This window comes from Halobacillus aidingensis (assembly GCF_900104185.1).
Taxonomy (GTDB): Bacteria; Bacillota; Bacilli; order Bacillales; family Halobacillaceae; genus Halobacillus; species Halobacillus aidingensis.
Genome location: NZ_FNIZ01000004.1, coordinates 41,871 through 60,536, shown reverse-complemented (window position 1 = coordinate 60,536; position 18,666 = coordinate 41,871). Strand labels below are relative to the sequence as shown.

The window sequence follows — 18,666 nt, the reverse complement described above, 5'->3', positions numbered from 1 at the left end:
AGGAGTGTAAAACTTGGCACGGAAGAGGAAAAAGAAGCGGGTTGATAAGAAAAAAAAGCTGGATGAAGAATGGTTAGAAGAACCTATGTCAGACGAAAACTTTGCCTTTATAGCAGGATACACGTCCGGTGGCTTTCCATTCGGTATCACGCATGAAGAAGCAGAAGAAATGGAAGATTGTAAAGAGATCTTTGGCCGAGCTCCTTCACCATCTATAGAGGATGAGGATTTACCCTTTTGATTGCACAGAAAGATATAAAGCAATTGAAATTCACACAAGCAGGAGTTCAATAACGAACTCCTGTTTTTTTACATTCAAAATCATTGAAAAATATTCCTATTGTGTATAGCATGAAAGCATTGATTCTAGTAAACGATGCTCCCGAGCAAACATAGAAAATCAGCCGATGAGATAGGGGAATGATTGTGCGTCACTTATCCAACTACTTATACATATTTTATTCGTTCGTCTTTGCCTTGAATGTTGTTCACGTGTTTTGGAGCAACTCTACCTTATATACCATCATAGGAATTCTTGGAATCGTCATGCTGGCGATCAGTTTTCCTCGTGCGGATCGAGTGTTTAAGATCCTGGGGATGGTGCTGTTAGTTGCTGGAGCGTTTTTCTTTTTCTCGAGTGAGACAACATTCCAAGAGATTCCTTCGTTCTTTGCCGGGAACATTGGACTCCTCTTCCTATTATCCATGCTTCCATGGATGAATAGTGTCGTGAAAGCGGGGAGGTATAACAAGCTCCTGCAATCCTTATTAGGAAGCAATGCTAATGGACTAGGTTCCTTGTATGTCCGCAGTGAAGTGACCATGGTATCCTTGGCCGCTTTCCTGAACTTGTCTTCTGCCACCATCTCGCAGGACTTGCTGAAGGAACAGTTGAAAGATGTAAAAACGAAAGTGAAGAACAGTTTTATTTTAATGGCGACACTGCGGGGATATTCGCTTGCTTTATTATGGAGCCCGCTTGAGATCCTGCTTGCGACCTCGATTTTCATTACCGGGGCGAACTATTTAGAGGTTTTGCCATGGATGCTGTTGATCGCGGTTCTTGGGATTTCGATGGATTCATTCATTGGTAAAATGATGTTCCGTAAACACCGGATCGAAGCACCTTCATTAGAAAAAGGGACCGGGAAAAGCCGAAAAAAACTGGTCCAGTTCGTTGTCGCGCTCGTCCTGTTTTTAGCGGTGGTCGTATTCTTAGGAAACGTCGTTCAGCTGGACTTCCTTTTTGCTGTGACCGTATCGATCTTCCCTTTCGCTTTCACATGGGCTGTGCTCGTGAAGCGGAAAAGAAGTTTCCTGCAGATCGGCTGGCCGACATGGAAATGGAAAACGAACCACTTGAGCAACTTTATCGTTCTCCTGCTCGCCCTTTCTTTTTTGACGGAAACGTTGAACGCTTCGCCATACTTGAAATATTTGCAGGATCCGCTTATCGCGCTTGAAGGAAGTCCGCTTCTCATTATGCTCTTCATCCAGGCCGCTTTCCTTGTGATGACGCTGTTAGGAGTCCATCCGCTGGCAACGATGGGAATCTTCGGTGGGGTCAGTGAACTGTTGATTGGAACGTTCCCTGAGGTTACGCTGACGATCCTTCTGTCTGCCTGTGCGATTGCGACAGTACCATCCGCCCCTTATGGATTGATTGTAACCATTACTTCTGTGGCTTTACGGATGAATCCGTATCAAATCGTACTTAGAAACCTCCCGTACAGTATTTTGCTCGGTTTCTTAGGAATAGGTATTTCCTTACTCACGCTGTTGGTTTATTAAATTCATAGATCAGATAATAAGGATTGATAGAATGTAGAAATTCTATCAATCTTTTTTTGTCCAGATTTTTATGTGCCAACTCTACTCTTTGGGAAGCTGGTTTGATCCTTAGCGAACGAGAAACAGGCCCTACGACCAACAATCAGGAAGGAATCACAAAAAATAAAAGCGCTGATTATCTTGATCAGCGCTTGTTTGCATAATTGAAAATAAGGTATGGAAAAGGTTCATCATTATTCAGGTGAACGCAGTTCGGATTCTGTCACCCATTTGTGGTCTGTGACTTCCTGATCGCCATTAACGGTTGTAAAGTCAAGCATGTAAACAGTGGTTTGTTCGGCTGAATCAATGGTCGCTGCTGCCCCTTCCATGCCTTCCATATGATCAGCGTTAAGCGTCACTTCCGTTCCTTCTTCAAGGGGAGCGTCTCCAGGTTCTTCAAGCTCTTCGTGTATGACCCATTTGTGATCTGTCACAGGTTCTCCGCCTGAAGTAGGGGTGAAGGATACGGCATAAGCAGTCGTATTGAAAGCTCCTGTGACCGTAGCTTCCGCCCCTTTCATCATTGGCTCATCACCTTCAGCATGTTCGGCCTCGATGATCACTTGGTCGCCTTCATTGAATGCAGGGTTATCGGCCTCTTCTAATCCATCTGGAATTTCACCATCACTGGACATATCATGGCTGTGCCCTTCTTCCATAGAATGATCATCGTCCATGTTTTCCTGGCTGCTATCATCTTGGTTTATTTCCTCTTCATTGGCTGCTTCTTTATTACTTTCTTCATTGCCCTGATTTTCTTCATTTCCACACGCGCTCAAGAGAAGAATCAAACTTAACAATAGAAAAATCCCGTAACGTTTTTTCATGCGAATCCCTTCCTTTCCATTGGTAGTGAACAACAATATATCAAATTCTTCCCATTAAGAAAAAGATCAATACTTGAGGCAGAGAAAAATGATTCCAAGGATAGAGGGTAAAAGAACAGGTTGAAGAAAAAGTCTATAAAAAATCCATAAATTCTGCACAATTGGTGGGGATAGACAATAAACGCTACTTTGATTAAGGAATATCCTACGTGTGTTGTTTATATACACTACGTGGTATAGGTACTATAGAAAAGGAGGAATGATGATGGGTGGAATGATGGATGGTAACGGAATGGGGAACAGCTTTTTCGGAGGATTTTTTAGCTTTGGTTTGATTTTTTTGATTCTTATCATCGCTATTTTTCTTATAGCCAGATGGATGATGAAACCAAATGCAAAAGAACGTTCTTTTAATGATAAGGAGCGAGGAGAATCGAGTTCAAAAGATGTGTTGAAGAAACGCTTAGCAAGTGGGGAGATCACAGAAGAAGAATATGATCGTTTGAAGAAGAAATTGGATGAGTGATGTGGGAGGTAGAAGTGGTGAAACGGATGTGGTTTGGATCATTCATGATTATAGCGCTCATTGCTGTAGGAGTCTGGGTGTTCTTTCAATCTCCATTTATGCAGGGGAAGAGCGCAGGGGAGATAAACAGTAGTGAACAAGGACAAAGTATTCTGGACATTCAACCGATTGAGGCCGGCAGCCGGCCTACAAAACAATTTGAGCTAACGGCGAAAGAAACAGATTGGGAAATACAAACGGGGGAATCCGTCAATGCCTGGACCTATAATGGAACGGTCCCTGGTGAGGCTTTACGTGTTCAACAGGGCGATTTTGTTCAAGTGGAACTGCACAATGAATTGGAAGTTCCTGTTACCATTCATTGGCATGGGGTTATTCTTCCCAATCGGATGGATGGAGTTCCGGGTGTGACGCAGGATGCTGTAGAGCCTGGGGAGTCCTTTACCTATGAATTCATAGCAGAAGACGCAGGAACGTATTGGTATCATTCACATCAACATAGTTCTCTCCAAGTAGACAAGGGGTTATATGGGCCGCTTGTTGTTGAGGGAAAAGGGGAGAAACCGGAACATGATGAGGTTTTCATCTTAGACGAATGGGCGGTTAACCAGGACCGTGAGAACTGGACGAATATGGGTGGAATGATGATGGGTTCGATGCAGGGAGATGGTGAAGCAGATACGAAAGAAATGTACGATACATTTACAGTGAACGGCAAAGCGGGAGATGCGATCGATCCTTTGAGAATGGAAGAAGGAGAAACAGCACGGCTTCGCTTCGTCAATGCCGGATACCAGCTTCACCGACTCGTTTTTCCTGAAGGGTCCATGGAAATGCTCGCTGTCGATGCGGAGCCTGTGCAAAATTCAGGGGAAAGAAACGTGTTGGAAATCGCTCCTGGTGAACGAATCGATGTCTTATACACGAAGGGGGAGGAAGGTGAAATCATCGGGGAAACGCCCTCGGTTGAAAACTCACAAGATATGCAGATCCTTGTTCTCTCTTCGGATTCAGATGGGGAGAATTTACAAGTAAAGGCAGAAGACGCTGCGACCAGTAAAGGTACTTCTCATGCGAGTAAGGATTTGCTTTTTGAGACCGTACCGGATGTGGACGTGTCGTACAATATGGACCTTAGTATGGGGATGAATATGGGAGAAGGGATGACGTGGCAGATTAATGACCGTGTTTTTCCTGATACACCGCCGATTCAAGTGGAAAAAGGAGATATTGTGAGAGTGGATATCACCAATGAAGGACGATTGAATCACCCTATGCATTTGCACGGCCATCGTTTTCAAGTAGAAGCAGAAGATGGAGGAGCGGTCGTGAAAGATCTGATTAACGTGAAACCTGGAGAATCGTATACGATTTATTTCGAAGCGGACAATAAAGGGGAATGGTTGTTCCATTGTCATGATAATAATCACGCAGATCGTGGCATGGTAACCATTGTGGATTATACAAGTGTTTTTTCACCCTTCGAGCTGAATCAGACGAATCAGCCTTAATAATAGAAACGGAGGTTTAAAAGATGAGTGAAGAACATTCTCATGAAAAACATAAAGAACATCATCATGAAGAGTCTCATGAGGGCCATGATCATTCTCACGAAGGTCATGATCACGGAGCGATGATCGATGATTTCAAACGAAGGTTTTATATATCATTAATTATTACAATACCTATTCTGGTCCTTTCACCTATGATTCAAGAGCTTTTGGGATTCAGCTTCACATTCCCGTTTGATCAATATGTTTTATTTGGTTTAGCTACCTTCGTTTTCTTCTACGGAGGGTGGCCGTTCTTAACAGGGGCCCTCGATGAATTGAAAAATAAAAATCCCGGGATGATGACTCTGATCGGACTCGCCATATTCGTGGCTTATGCCTACAGTTCCCTCGTCGTATTCGGATGGTCGGGAAGAAATTTCTTTTGGGAATTGGCTACTTTGATCGATATTATGCTCCTGGGTCACTGGATTGAGATGAAGTCCGTGATGGGGGCTTCTAATGCTCTACAGGAATTGGTAAAACTGATGCCGAGTGAGGCCCACCGCCTGACAGAGGACGACCAAGTCGAAGATGTGCCCGTCCATGAACTGAAAGAGAATGATCGTGTACTCGTGAAGCCGGGAGAGAAAATTCCGGTCGATGGGAAAATTATAGATGGAAAGTCAGCGATTGATGAATCCATGCTGACTGGTGAGTCGGTGCCGGTAGAGAAAGAAGCGGGAGAAGAAGTGATCGGCGGTTCCATTAATAAAGAAGGAAGTCTCACGCTGGAGGTAGAAAAGTTAGGAGATGACACCTATTTATCGCAAGTCATCACACTTGTGGAAGAAGCACAAAACTCAAAATCCAAAGCACAGGATTTCGCTAATCGTGCGGCTAAATGGTTGTTCTACCTGGCTCTGGGAGCGGGGATCACAACGTTTGTAGTGTGGCTCGCCTTAGGTTTTTCATTGGATGTAGCCTTAGAACGTATGGTCACTGTCATGGTCATCACATGTCCTCACGCCTTAGGATTGGCAGCACCTCTGGTTGTCGCAGTTTCCACTTCACTCTCTGCAAAACAGGGGCTCCTTATAAGGAACCGGACACAGTTCGAAAATGCACGTAACGTGGATGCCGTTATTTTTGATAAAACAGGGACACTGACAAAAGGGGAGTTCGGCGTAACTGACCTTATTCCAGAAGAAGACGATGAAAAGAACCTTCTCTACTGGGCAGCAAGTGCGGAACAGAACTCTGAACACCCATTGGCTCAAGGTATTCTGACGGAAGCAGAAGACCGGGGAATCTCCCTTGGGAAGGTGGAAGACTTTGATTCTGTCACCGGAAAGGGATTGAAGGGAACCGTGGATGGAAAAGAAGTGAAAGTCATGAGCCCGGGTTATATGAAAGAGCACGACCACGATTATGATCAGGACACGTTCAGCCGCTTATCGGAAGAAGGGAAAACGGTCGTGTTTGTCCTCGTGGATGACAACTATATTGGTATGGTTGCATTAGCTGATATGGTCCGGGATTCGGCGAAGCAAGCCGTTTCTGAATTAAAAGAGAGAGGGATCCACTCGATCATGCTCACAGGGGATCACCAAAGAGTGGCTGACTGGGTGGCTGAACAAATCGGCATTGATGAAGTATATGCGGAAGTCATGCCGGATCACAAAGCGGATCAAGTGAAAAAAGTACAGGCAGAAGGCAGGAAAGTGGCCATGACCGGGGATGGAATCAATGATGCGCCGGCTCTCGCGACTGCCGATGTAGGAATTGCTATTGGAAGCGGAACCGATGTTGCGGTGGAAACGGCAGATATTGTACTAGTGAAGAGCAACCCAAGAGATATCGTATCCATAGTTACCTTATCCAAAAACACGTATAAGAAGATGGTCCAGAACTTATGGTGGGCAGCAGGGTACAACATCTTTTCCATTCCGCTGGCAGCAGGTGTACTTGCTCCTGTAGGCATCGTGTTAAGTCCTGCTGTGGGAGCTGTTCTCATGAGTCTGAGCACAGTGATTGTGGCAATTAACGCAAAACTTCTTAAAGCTTCCTGACTTCAGTTTCCTGCACAGATTCTGCACAAATAGAGGGTAGTATTGAAAAAAATAGGTTTCCCCCTTTAAAAATGAGAGGTTATATGAGGAATAAAATATCAATCAAATTAGGATTGCTTTTCTTAATTTCTATGATTTTAATCGAACTTTTGCTTTTTGCGGTATTATATACAACCGTTTCTTCCCATCGAATCAATGAAGTGATGGAGGGGCTGTTGACGCGTGGTGCAGGTCACCGTGATGTGTTAGAAAATTATTTTGATGAATCTACTCTCGCTCACGTAGCCTTGATGGAATCGGAAGCTGTTACGGAGGTCATCATTACAGATGGGGATGGAAACATCTTATCGGAATCGTTTAATGAGAAGCCTTACCCGGATGTGTTTTATGAAGCGATTGACGGAAAGGGAGAAGAGAAAGAGCGGGTCATTGAGGATGAATGGAGAACAGAGCCATACGTGGCCACAGTCTCCCCAATCATCGTGGGGAATGAACATATAGGAAATGTGTTCATGTTTTCTCCTTCTGAAGTGATTCGCAGTATCATTGGTCATCTAACACGCCAGTTTCTCCTCGTTATGGTCGTCCTTATCTTGGTTACGATCCTGATTGTTGTCGCTCTATCCAAGTTTATTACCCGTCCCCTTATTCGAATGAAAGAAGTGACAGAGAACTTAAGTACCGGAAAAGTGGAGGAGTATCTGGATGAACATCCGAATGATGAACTGGGGGTTCTTGCCTCTTCGATCAACCGATTATCTGAAGATCTCGAACGAATAAAAAAAGAGCGTCACGACTTTTTATCTGCGATCGCTCATGAACTGAGGACACCTCTAACTTATGTCAAAGGCTATGCAGATGTTGCGTCAAAAAAGAAGACACCCTCCGAAGATAAAGATCACTATTTGAACATCATTAAAGAGGAAGCCACTCATTTGACGGACATGGTTCAGCAACTTTTTCAACTAGCAAAAATGGATGAAAATTCGTTTGTTATTGAACCTCAATTCGTTGATCTCTCCTTGGTTCTCATGGAAGTAAAGGATCATCTGCGACCCGTCTTAGAGGAAAAGAAAGCCCAATTGTTCGTGGATGTTCCTTCAAAAACGATGATTTATGCGGACCCTATGCGATTGAAACAGGTCATTCATAACATCGTGGATAATGCTCTTCGTTATGGAGGAGCAGAAACAAAGATAATGATTACAGCGGAAAGCGAAAAACAGCACGTGACCATCAAGATATCTGATGACGGGCCCGGGGTCCCTGAGAACTCTCTACCATCCTTATTCGAACGGTTATATCGTGTAGATAAGGCGAGATCCAGAGAAATCGGAGGAACGGGACTAGGCCTTTCCATTGTGCGCGAAATCATTGAAATGCACGGGGGAGTCGTGAAAGCTTTCAATGATGAGGGATTGACCATCTCGATCACTTGGCCAAAGGAAGATAACTATGAAAAGAATACTCTTAGTCGATGATGAAAAGCGAATGTTGGACTTATTAGAACTGTATTTGGTACCTCACGGATATGTGGTTCACAAAGTTAGGAGCGGGGCAGAAGGGTTGGAAGAGTTACGGACTTATTCTTACGACCTTGTGCTTCTGGATATTATGATGAAGGATATGGATGGAATGGAAACGTGCCGGAGAATACGTACATTCAGTAAGGTTCCAATCATTATGCTGACCGCCAAAGATCAGAAGGAAGACGTCATTCAAGGTTTGAAAACAGGAGCGGATGACTACATAACCAAGCCGTTCGATGAAGAGATCCTGATCGCCCGTATAGAAGCATTATTGCGGAGAGAACATCCACAATCCTCTATCGAAATAAATGGCTTGGAGTGGAATAGTGATACCTATGAATTACACTTTGGGAGCGAGGAAATCCCGTTGACTCCGAAAGAGTTCCAACTCTTAGGACTGCTGCTCAGACGTCCAAATCATGTCTATGATAGGAATGATCTGCTCGATCTCGTGTGGGGCATCCAATCAGATACTGACGGAAGAACGATTGATTCCCATGTCCGTCACATCCGTGAGAAAATCCGACGCTCAGGGTTTCCAATTAATGACCACTTGAAAACGGTTTGGGGTGTCGGATACAAATGGATAAATTAGTAAAAAACACGTTTACTTATACGGGTACTCGGTATTATAACAATGTAAGATCAAAATGATAAGGAGGAATTATTTATGGCTCACCAGCAGGATCAGGAAACGCTGAAGGTTTTACATGAATGTATGGAGGCATGCAACCATTGCTATGATGCTTGTCTCAAAGAAGAAGACGTGAAAATGATGGCTGAGTGTATTCGTTTGGATCGTGAGTGTGCAGATATTTGTGGATACTTAGAAGCAGCGATCACGAGAGGTACTCCTTATGTGGCGGAACTCGCATCTGTATGTGCGAAAATTTGTGATGATTGCGGTAAAGAATGCGCGAAGCATGATCATGACCATTGCCAAGCATGCGCGAAAGCTTGCCAAGAGTGTGCCGATGCTTGTAGAAAGATTGCGTAACCTAAAAAACAGATCAGCTGAAGAGCTGATCTGTTTTTATTTTTGTAGAGAATGCTTTTGTGCCTTAATGAAGGAGAGACTATAGCAATTTCTTTGAAAGCGGATAGACCCCGAGGCTTTGGATGACGAGAGAAATCAATACCGTCGCAAAAGCTAATGATAGAAACAATTCATGTCCACCCGTCTGCTGAACTTGAAAACTTAAAATAAGAAACACGGACATTGTTCCTTTAAGGCCGGACCATGAGATCACCGTTGATTCACGCCAGGAAATTTCTTTCCGCCAATGGGGGAAAAGGGTTGTACTGCCTGCAATGATGAGGAACCGGACGATCATCGATAGCAGGAAGACGAGAAAAGCAAATCCCCAGACAGGTGTGCTCAAATAGGGAGCGGCCTTAATACCGATCAGTAGGAATAATAGAGAAAGCAGCGAAATCTCGACGATGCCCCAAAAACCGTCCAATGACTCTTTGAAATGTTCTTCCTTTATGGTTCGACCGTATTCAAAGGAGAGCATAAGACCAGCCGATACTGTTGCGAGAACCCCTGATACTCCAATGGCTTCCGCCAGGTTGAATATTCCATAGGCCACAACGATACTTAGCATCACCTGATATTCTTTGTTGTGGGTGTAATGAACCCCTTTACTCATCAACCAGCCGAACACGGTACCCAAGCAAGCCCCACCTAAGGAAACGACTAAAAACTCGCTCGTAAATGAGAAGAGAGAGAAATCTTCACTGCTCGTATAAATGCCCAGAAGCACAGAAAACATGACGATACTCGTCCCGTCATTCAGAAGGGATTCCCCCTCTACCACATCTGCTATCTTTTCATCGCCTGTAGAGTTTTTTAAGATCGATACAACGGAAACCGGATCCGTTGGCGTTAGGATGGAAGCGAGCAATAAAGCACCGATGAGAGAGAGGGAGATAAAAGGTCCACTGACAATATAAACAAGTGCTCCTAAAATTCCGGCCGTCAACAGAAGCCCGGCAGTAGCTAGAAAAAGGATAAAGCCCATATGCTTTTTGAACTGTTCCGCCGGGAAACGGTAGGCGGACACAAATAATAGAGCAGGGAGAAACACATGATAAATCATATGCTCTGTCACTTCGATGGAAGAAAAATAAGGGATGAAAGATAATGCGATTCCAATAAAGACGAGAACCGTTGGTACAGGAAGGTTTTCCTGCTTTTTATCGAGTGTGAAGATGAAAAAACCGATGAACAATAGTAGGATTCCTTGTGTGATGGACATGGTCGAACCTCCTTTTTCTATGTATGGTTTGCCATTATCCTTTGGAAGAAATAATGAAACTTCTTTTATATAATCTATATGATATCAAGCTGCTTTTTTCGCATAAGAAAGTGAACCCGTGCTATGCTTATGATAAAAGCAATATACAAAAGGGGGTATATGGAGTGTCTAAAGAGTTTTGGAATAAGAGCTTTTCAAAAGAAACGTATGTGTACGGGAAACAAGCGAATACGTTCGTAGTTGAAATGACTGAACAGTTGAAAGAAGCCCGATACGTAGGTTGTTTCGCGGAGGGGGAAGGAAGAAATGCTGTCCACCTGGCGAAACAGGGGCATCAGGTAACGGTATTCGATCAATCGGATGAAGGACTGACCAAAGCTGAACAGTTGGCAGAAGAAGAGGGCGTTCATATAGATACTGTTCAGGCGGATTTGACGAAAAAAGAAATGAAAGCTGCCCAGTTTGATGCAGCTGTTATGGTCTTTGGTCATGTGCCGAAAGAGAGTCAATCGTTTCTTATTGAGCAGATGATACGGTCGGTAAAACCTGGAGGGGTTGTCCTCTTTGAAGTCTATTCTGAGGACCAGCTTGCCTATGGTACCGGAGGTCCGAAAGATAAACGCATGCTATATTCTCCTGAAGATGTTCTGCACTGGATCAGTGAGTACGAATGCCTGCATTTTTACTATGGTGAAGCGGACCGGACTGAAGGAGAACGGCATACAGGTGTCGGTCATGTGATTCAGGCATTCATTCGAGTATGAGGAAACGAGCCCTGCCACAACTGAAAGTGGGTAGATTACGGATATCAATTAAAGTTATGATATATCAATTGAAAATCGAATATATCAATTATAATTCAAAAATATCAATTAAAAATGAAAAATATCAACCAAGACTCGTGAAAATCCCTGCTCCCCTTTCTGAAAGGGGAGCAGGGATTTCTTTTTGTCTCTAAAGTGCCGTCGCTTGGTGCTTATTCACCAAAAGCCTCCGGCAGCATTTTAAATCCATCAACCTCGGCATCTTCTTCCACTTCAATCATAATGCAGCGTTTCCCTTTGTAATTGACCTGTCTGACATACTGAAGGTCCTGGGGGCTGATCGATATATTGGCGATTTTCGTATTGATTTTTATCGACTTCGAATTGTATTTTGGTACGATACTGCTTGCTTTCAGCTCATAGCCTTCATTATCGGTAATTTGAGCAAATGCGTGTTTCACTTTCTCTGAATCGACCTGTTCGCCGCTCGATTTCAATACGCGTTCGACATCTCTGTAGTCGAGTTTCGGGGGAGTATCGTCTTCGTTTTCTTCGACGGTACGGTTGATTTCCCCGTAGACGTTGGCAAGGGTGGAAGGGCTCAATTGGTCCCCGACGACGTCACGGATGACTTCTTCGAAAATGGCTTTATCCTCTTTAGCCGTCATGATTTCTTCCCCGTTTAACACGTCTTCAATGAAACGGTAGTCAGGTTCGTTCGCTTTTCCGGCAGAGTAGAGGATGTGGTTTACATCCGAAGCACCGTCTGTAATTCCTGGGAAAAGGAAGCCTGTCATCGGGTTTTTCAAATCGATGACAGGATCGACTTCAATTTTATATTTGAATTCTTTCTCAATATAGTCGAACTGAATTTCTTTTTTCGGATCTTCTGTTTTATTGATGCTGCAGAGGATGAACGGGTTCGAATAAACGGCGTCGCGACTGCTTTCCTCTGATTCTTCGCTGCGGCGTCTCGTAGGCTTCATATATTCAGCGCGGATGAAGGAGATGACAACATCCTTTTCATAGGGATGATCGCGGATGATTTTTTCTGTCATTTGAAGCATTTGTTCCTTCCAGTCGTCCACATGGTTACTTAGAAGACCTTTATGTAAAATCAGCTGGCTGTTATCTTCGGCTTCACGCTGAAACTTCAGTTCGAACAGTTTTTCATCGAGCTGCCCGGTGAGAAGCTTTTTGAAATTGTTCATATAAAGCTCTTGCTGATCTTTATCGAGCATTTCAAATGGCTGGCTCTGATGATGATAAATTTCTGTCGTTTCTTTCATGATATAGACGTTGAAAATATTTTTGATTTTCAATAGGTCATTGTCCACTTTGAGCTGCCTGCGGATGCCGGCAATGTCTTTTTTGTCCATCCATCGTTCACTCCTAAATTCGTTCCATGATTCTCTCATTTTAACACAGAGAATATAGAATCGACTGAGGATTTCGAGATGTTTATGGGGAGGTAAAAAGCGAGACTAGACACCATCTTCCCATATGAAGGTTTCCGAAGTTATGTGAAGCAAGGAGGGTTCCTTAATGAAGGAACCCTCATCATATTAGTTATCTTGTTTTGCTTTTTTGGATTTGCGCGCTTTTTGGGCTTCTTGTTTATGAGCTTCGTTAGCTGCTGCGCTGCCGAATTCCTGAGAAAATTCAGTATCGGCTTTTTTCGGGTCAAATCCCTTTTTGTTCTTTTGCTCAGCATCGTGTTTCTTTGTTCTTTTCGCCATGATTGTTCACCTCCGTCTCCTTTTTATTATGAAACGGAATTGTATTTCTCATGTAAGGAAGTGGTGAAATTCATCTAGAAACGATAAGAAATCCAATGTATAATAAGTGAAGTTAAAAAAATAGATGGAAGAAGCGTGTGTGCCTTCTTCCATCTATTTTTCGTTGTATATTGAACGGAAAGGAGGAGGACAGGTATGGATTTTTTTGAGCGGATGGAACAAGAGACGGGTGTCCTTTTGAACGATGTTCAGCAACAGGCGGTGGTGCACACGGACGGGCCGCTGCTTTTGCTTGCGTCACCGGGTTCAGGGAAAACGACGACACTGAATATGAAGATCGGTTATTTGATCCTCGAGAAAAACGTTGACCCTGACCGAATCATGGCGGTCACGTTCAGTAAAGCGTCAGCACGGGATATGTCAGAACGTTTCGATCGTTTCTTTTCCGGTCTGACGAATGAAAAGGTCCACTTTTCCACCATCCACAGTTTCGCCTACAAAGTGGTCCGTGAATCATTGCGGAAGAATGGTCAAGACTTCCAGCTGATTGAAGGAAATATAAGTGATGAAGAATTGAAAAAAGGCTGGGACGGGCCAGAGGTTCCTCTTCATAAGAAGTTTATTTTGAAAAAGTTATATGAAGATGCGAATGGTGTGCAGATGACGGATGATGAGATGGACGAGCTGATGAGGTACATCAGTTTTGTGAAGAACCGTATGATTGAAGGGAAAGAGCTCGACCGGGTGCCTTGTCAGGTGAAACAGGCATCGTCCATCTACCAATCGTATGAAGCATTTAAGAAAAAGGATCCGTTTAAATTGTTGCTTGATTTTGATGATATGCTCACGTATTGCCATGAAATCTTATTGGACGATGCAGCAATCCTATCCAAGTATCAGCAGCAGTTTGAATACATTTTGACAGATGAAAGTCAGGATAACTCGCTGGTTCAGCATGAAATCGTTGAATTGTTGGCAAAACCGCAGAACAACCTTTGTGTCGTAGCGGATGATGATCAGTCGATTTTCATGTGGCGCGGTTCGGATGTCGACAAACTCTTGGACTTTGAAGAAACGTATCCGAACGGAACCGTTCTGACGATGTCCCAGAATTACCGCTCATCGCAGGACATTGTGAAGGTATCCAACCAGTTCATCAAACGCAATAAAAAGCGGTATGCAAAAGAAATGTTCACGGAAAATGAGGCGCACACTCCAATCGAGATCAAAAACTTGAGCAACTATGAAAAGCAGTTGAAGTATCTCACGGAACAACTGAAAAAAAGAGAGCCGGGAGAAGAAGTGGCTGTTCTCTACCGCAACAACGCATCGGCTGTACCGATCGCTGATCAGCTCGATAAATCCGGCATTGATTTTTATATGAAAGACATCGATCCGAAGTTTTTCAAACACTGGGTCGTAGAGGATATCCTGAACTTTATGCGTTTTTCCTACAATGATCGCCGCGTCGATATTCTCGAGCGGATTCATACGAAGTTCAATGCTTACATTTCGAAAAAGCAGATTTTCTTTTTGAAAAAGAAAAATAGCCAAGCGTCCGTTTTCGATCGGCTTTTGGAAAGGGACCTGCCTGACTATCAATCGAAGAACATCAAAAAGGCAAAAAAGCTGTTCAAAGACATCAACGAAATGGAGCCCGCCCAAGCGATCCGCACGATCAGGGAAAAGCTTGGTTACGATCATGCGCTCCAAAAGATGTCCGATAAATTCGGCTTCAATGCCGAACACCTGATGAACATTTTGAACACCCTTGAAAAGATTGCCGAGGGATTAGGCTCACTGAAAGGTTTTGCTGATCGTTTAAAGGAGTTGGAGAAGCTTCTTCAAACATCTAAGTACAATAAAAACAAAAGCGCTCTGACGCTGACAACGTTCCATAGTGCCAAAGGTCTTGAATATGACAAAGTGTACATGATCGACCTCGTTAATGGCGTCATTCCGTCGAAGGATGATATGGAAACGTACCGAAATAAGGAAGCTGGACCAATGGAGGAGGCCGTCCGTCTTTTCTATGTTGGAATGACACGCGCAAGGACAAACCTTGAGTTGTTGACGTACAACTACAAAGGCAGTGAACGCGTGACAGAATCGATTTTTTTGATGAATGTGAGGAGGATTCTTCAGCCGGAAGGAGAGAAGAAGACGCTGAGAAAGCGGAAGCGTCAAGCTCCTGATTTATCAGATGAAAACCTGCTCCAAATGGATGAGGTGGAGATTGGAAAACCCATCATTCATCGGAAGTTCGGTCCCGGTGTCATCAAGGAATATGATACCGACCAGATCGGCATCCAATTTGTAGAAGCAGGTTACAAAGAACTGTTGTTAGAGGTTTGTTTAGACAATGGATTGTTGAGTAAGAGTACAGAAGGTATGAAACGTTAATAGAACCCACCCAGAAGGTGCCAGGTCCATAGGATCGAGGCATCTTTTTTTTAACATTTTATCAGGGACTTAATTGGAAACTTTCTTTCTTCAACCGTCACATTAACATTCTTTTACACCTCTTTCACCTCTGCTTATCGTTCACTTAATAAAAAACCTATAACATAGATCTTAGAAGTTAAATCTTTTCCCGAAGTGATGAAAAATGTGCACCACTCGCGGAAACGAGTCCTTCTTACCCGGTCGGTATGGCGCGTTTCTATTGTTCAGAAGAAGAAAATCTAATCCTTCACTTGAACGCAAAGGAGATGAAGTCTGATGATCCGAAAGCTTAGCATCACCTTCATAACACTGGGACTCTTGATGGTTTTATGGAACGGTTACCAATGGTGGATGCAAAGTCAGGTCGTTTCCTATGACCCAGAATTACAGACGGAGCTGCGCCAAAGCTATTCGGTTTCTAAAAATCCAGGTGACTCTTCCTACACCGTGGACCATGTTTCTGCTGAAACGTATGAAACCTTTGAAGGGATGGAAGAGTTGACGATTCCGAAACTTGGGAAAAAGTACCCTGTGTATTACGGTTCTGATCCAGACACGTTAGAAAAAGGAATCGGAATGTATGATACGTCGTTTACGACATCTCCATCCGAAGGTGGCCACACCGCACTCGCCGGTCACAGGGAGACGACTTTCGTAGGGCTTGATGGTTTAGTGGAAGGGGATTTTATCTACTTAACGGAAAACAACATCGAGTATGAATACCAAATCAATAAAATCTGGGTGACGGACGCGGAAGATACATCGGTCCTGGCCCCCAAATCATCTCCGACGTTGACATTGACCACTCGTTATCCGTTCGACTTTATCGGTTCTGCACCTGAGCTTTTTATCGTACAAGCATATTTAGTGAAGCAGCAAGAAATACAATAATGACAGACCTCTCCTTTTGTGAAGAAAGGAGGGGCTTTTTAGTTTGTTATGTGTGAGGAAAAAGAGATTGGTGCGTGAATCCTCTCCTTAAAATTAAAGTATGCTTTGAAATCAACCGAAGTTTTAATGCCATCCTGGTCATACTCTTTAATCAAACGGATATGTATTAGTAAAAAGGAAGGGGGCATATGTACTAGGTTGAAAAACTATTTTGAAATGAGGGTGGAAGGTGGATCAAGAATCAAAAACGAAAACTTCAGGCAGTGAGGAAGAGAAAAAATCTTCTACAGGGTTAGAGGAAAATGTCGGAGGTCTGCTTGCCTACTTGCTCGGCTTTATCAGCGGCATCGTTTTCCTTCTCATTGAAAAGGAAAATGAGTTCATTCGTTTTCATGCCATGCAGTCCGTAATCTTATTTGGTTTCTTTTTTGTTTTTGGATTTGTTGTCAATTTCATTCCGATTATCGGACTTTTTGTCAGCTTATTGATGGCTCCAGTTTCTTTGGTGTTATGGATTTTGTTGATGGTGAAAGCGTATCAGGGGGAAAGGTATCATTTACCGGTGACGGGGAAAATGGCGGAAGAGCAAATTCAGAAGATGGCAAAATAAAATACATGACCATTAGGCTACCATCTTCCCTTGGATGGTAGTTTCTTCTTTTTAGCAGGAGTGAATCGATAAGGTGTCGAAATGTGAAAAAAGCATTTGAATAAGATGTCAGAGAAGTGAGGTCATACGGATGGCGATTACTTATAAACAATGCCCCAGGTGTCATTCGAAAAAGGTAGCCACCATTTTATATGGGGAACCAACCTATGAAGCTTACCAACAAGCAGAAGAAGGAAAGGTCGTGCTGGGCGGTTGCTGTGTTCTGTTTGATGGACCTGAATATTCTTGTAACGATTGCGGATATCGTTGGAATAAACGTGAAGCCATAGAGGCAGCTTATGCCCGTATAAAAGGAATCAACTTTTCCATAGGAGGGTTCTTTGAAGGGGAGTTTTTCGTTGAAGTCAACTTCGAAACAAGAGATATGAAATGGGGGCACCGGAATGAGGGGGGAGAAAAGGTTAATGTTAAGCAATTGAGGAAAACCTCCGTCGATCGTATCATCGCTGAAATCCAAGCGGTGAATCTTCTGAACTGGAAATCTCGTTATTCTAGTGAATTTCCAATTATGGATGGAACGCAATGGAGTTTAGAATTGCTCAGGGATGGAAGGAGTATCGTAAAGTCAGGAGATAATGGTTTTCCTGATGAATGGGATCCATTCTATGAGATTATGGAAAGATATGCAAGGTAGGTCTTTAGAAAGGGGAATGAAAGATGCAAAAGTTGAACATGAATCCCATTGAGAAATTTCTTCAACAAAATTCTGTCATGGTTCTGGATGGTGCTTTAGCGACAGAACTCGAAGCTTATGGCTGTGACTTGGACGATCCGTTATGGTCAGCGAAAGTGCTGCTGGAAAATCCGAAGGCCATCAAGGAAGTACATAAAGAATATTTCAAAGCGGGAGCGGATTGTGCCATTACCGCCAGTTACCAGGCGACGATTGCTGGCTTTGCGGAACGGGGCTTTTCCGAAGAGCAATCGTTATCGTTGATTAAGAAAACGGTTGAGCTTGCCAGGAGCGCCAGAGATGAATATTGGGAAGAAGGTTCTTATGGTAACAATGTGACCCCGTTAGTGGCCGCTTCGATCGGTCCATATGGCGCTTATCTTGCAGACGGATCAGAATACACGGGGAATTATGGGGTGACCGATCAACAGTTGGTCGATTTTCATCGTCCCAGAATGAAGGCGTTGGTGGAGGCGGGAGCAGATCTCCTAGCAATGGAAACGATCCCTTCTTTTCAAGAGGCGAGAGTATTGGCTACATTATTATTAGAGTTTCCGGAGACGTATGCCTGGATGTCGTTTACATTAAAAAATGGAAAAGAAATCAGCGACGGTACGGCTCTTCGAACGTGTGCTGAAGAGCTGAATGATAGCAACCAAGTCGCTTCAGTCGGGGTGAACTGTGCACCAATGGAAATAGCGGCAGAGGCGGTGGCGGTCCTGAAAAAACATACAGACAAGCCATTGCTTATGTATCCGAACTCCGGCGAAACGTATGACCCAGACTCCAATACGTGGTATGGGGAAGGTTCTTCAGTCTATTTTGATGATGCATCCCAACAATGGGTTGAAAGAGGTGCTTCGGTCATCGGCGGGTGCTGCCGGACGACTCCCCAACACATTCGCGTGTTGGCAGAAAAGTGGAAAATGAAAAGATAGAAACAAAA

Annotated in this window: 18 protein-coding genes; 14 read left to right on the top strand and 4 right to left on the bottom strand. The window is 43.7% G+C overall.

Annotation, left to right across the window (positions count from 1 at the left end; genetic code table 11):
• The first annotated feature begins 13 nt into the window (after positions 1-13).
• Both BLS23_RS05160 and BLS23_RS05155 read left to right on the top strand, forming a co-directional pair.
• A complete protein-coding gene (locus BLS23_RS05160; RefSeq protein WP_089651481.1) occupies positions 14-241 on the top strand; it encodes a hypothetical protein in 228 nt (75 codons plus the stop codon).
• A 179-nt stretch (positions 242-420) separates the two neighbouring features.
• Positions 421-1,791 carry a hypothetical protein gene (locus BLS23_RS05155; protein WP_089651480.1) on the top strand — a complete coding sequence of 457 codons (1,371 nt, stop codon included), beginning with the start codon at positions 421-423 and terminating at the stop codon, positions 1,789-1,791.
• 233 nt (positions 1,792-2,024) lie between these two features.
• Here the strand turns inward: BLS23_RS05155 and BLS23_RS05150 are convergent, their stop codons facing one another.
• Entirely contained in the window at positions 2,025-2,660 is a 636-nt protein-coding gene (locus tag BLS23_RS05150; RefSeq protein WP_089651479.1) for a YdhK family protein, read from the bottom strand.
• 265 nt (positions 2,661-2,925) lie between these two features.
• Here BLS23_RS05150 and BLS23_RS05145 point away from each other — a divergent pair, with 265 nt between their 5' ends.
• From BLS23_RS05145 to BLS23_RS05120, 6 genes are all read left to right on the top strand, one after another.
• Positions 2,926-3,186 carry an SHOCT domain-containing protein gene (locus tag BLS23_RS05145; RefSeq protein WP_167356017.1) on the top strand — a complete coding sequence of 87 codons (261 nt, stop codon included), beginning with the start codon at positions 2,926-2,928 and terminating at the stop codon, positions 3,184-3,186.
• Between the two features lie 26 nt (positions 3,187-3,212).
• Positions 3,213-4,697: a multicopper oxidase family protein gene (locus BLS23_RS05140; protein WP_244157104.1), complete on the top strand. Its 1,485-nt coding sequence runs from the start codon at positions 3,213-3,215 to the stop codon at positions 4,695-4,697.
• Positions 4,698-4,720: 23 nt separating this feature from the next.
• A complete protein-coding gene (locus BLS23_RS05135) occupies positions 4,721-6,748 on the top strand; it encodes a heavy metal translocating P-type ATPase (protein WP_089651476.1) in 2,028 nt (675 codons plus the stop codon).
• 83 nt (positions 6,749-6,831) lie between these two features.
• The gene (locus BLS23_RS05130; RefSeq protein WP_167356015.1) at positions 6,832-8,229 is read left to right on the top strand and encodes a sensor histidine kinase; all 1,398 of its coding nucleotides are present in this window, start codon (positions 6,832-6,834) and stop codon (positions 8,227-8,229) included.
• A complete protein-coding gene (locus BLS23_RS05125) occupies positions 8,204-8,872 on the top strand; it encodes a response regulator transcription factor (RefSeq protein ID WP_089651474.1) in 669 nt (222 codons plus the stop codon). Before BLS23_RS05130 ends, BLS23_RS05125 begins: the two co-directional genes overlap by 26 nt.
• Before the next feature lie 75 nt (positions 8,873-8,947).
• Positions 8,948-9,274 (top strand): four-helix bundle copper-binding protein, encoded by a 327-nt coding sequence (locus BLS23_RS05120; RefSeq protein ID WP_089651473.1) that lies wholly within the window; start codon positions 8,948-8,950, stop codon positions 9,272-9,274.
• 79 nt (positions 9,275-9,353) lie between these two features.
• Here BLS23_RS05120 and BLS23_RS05115 read toward each other — a convergent pair whose 3' ends face one another.
• Positions 9,354-10,538: a cation:proton antiporter gene (locus tag BLS23_RS05115; RefSeq protein ID WP_089651472.1), complete on the bottom strand. Its 1,185-nt coding sequence runs from the start codon at positions 10,536-10,538 to the stop codon at positions 9,354-9,356.
• Positions 10,539-10,702: 164 nt separating this feature from the next.
• On the opposite strand from BLS23_RS05115, the gene BLS23_RS05110 reads away from it, so the two are divergent.
• Positions 10,703-11,302 carry a class I SAM-dependent methyltransferase gene (locus BLS23_RS05110; RefSeq protein ID WP_089651471.1) on the top strand — a complete coding sequence of 200 codons (600 nt, stop codon included), beginning with the start codon at positions 10,703-10,705 and terminating at the stop codon, positions 11,300-11,302.
• Positions 11,303-11,514: 212 nt separating this feature from the next.
• On the opposite strand, the gene BLS23_RS05105 is transcribed toward BLS23_RS05110, so the two are convergent.
• Complete coding sequence (locus tag BLS23_RS05105; protein ID WP_089651470.1) at positions 11,515-12,681, bottom strand: DUF4317 domain-containing protein; 1,167 nt, start codon at positions 12,679-12,681, stop codon at positions 11,515-11,517.
• 186 nt (positions 12,682-12,867) lie between these two features.
• The gene (locus BLS23_RS21685; RefSeq protein ID WP_167356014.1) at positions 12,868-13,041 is read right to left on the bottom strand and encodes a hypothetical protein; all 174 of its coding nucleotides are present in this window, start codon (positions 13,039-13,041) and stop codon (positions 12,868-12,870) included.
• 195 nt (positions 13,042-13,236) lie between these two features.
• Between BLS23_RS21685 and BLS23_RS05100 the strand changes: the two genes are divergently transcribed.
• From BLS23_RS05100 to mmuM, 5 genes are all read left to right on the top strand, one after another.
• On the top strand, positions 13,237-15,444 hold the full coding sequence (locus BLS23_RS05100) for an ATP-dependent helicase (protein ID WP_089651469.1): 2,208 nt from the start codon (positions 13,237-13,239) through the stop codon (positions 15,442-15,444).
• A gap of 318 nt (positions 15,445-15,762) precedes the next feature.
• Positions 15,763-16,377: a class D sortase gene (locus tag BLS23_RS05095; RefSeq protein ID WP_089651468.1), complete on the top strand. Its 615-nt coding sequence runs from the start codon at positions 15,763-15,765 to the stop codon at positions 16,375-16,377.
• Positions 16,378-16,606: 229 nt separating this feature from the next.
• On the top strand, positions 16,607-16,987 hold the full coding sequence (locus tag BLS23_RS05090; protein WP_089651467.1) for a DUF4870 domain-containing protein: 381 nt from the start codon (positions 16,607-16,609) through the stop codon (positions 16,985-16,987).
• Positions 16,988-17,117: 130 nt separating this feature from the next.
• Positions 17,118-17,681, top strand: a complete 564-nt coding sequence (locus BLS23_RS05085; protein ID WP_089651466.1) for a hypothetical protein — start codon at positions 17,118-17,120, stop codon at positions 17,679-17,681.
• Positions 17,682-17,719: 38 nt separating this feature from the next.
• Entirely contained in the window at positions 17,720-18,658 is a 939-nt protein-coding gene (gene mmuM / locus BLS23_RS05080) for a homocysteine S-methyltransferase (protein ID WP_208599164.1), read from the top strand.
• The last annotated feature ends 8 nt before the right edge of the window (positions 18,659-18,666 follow it).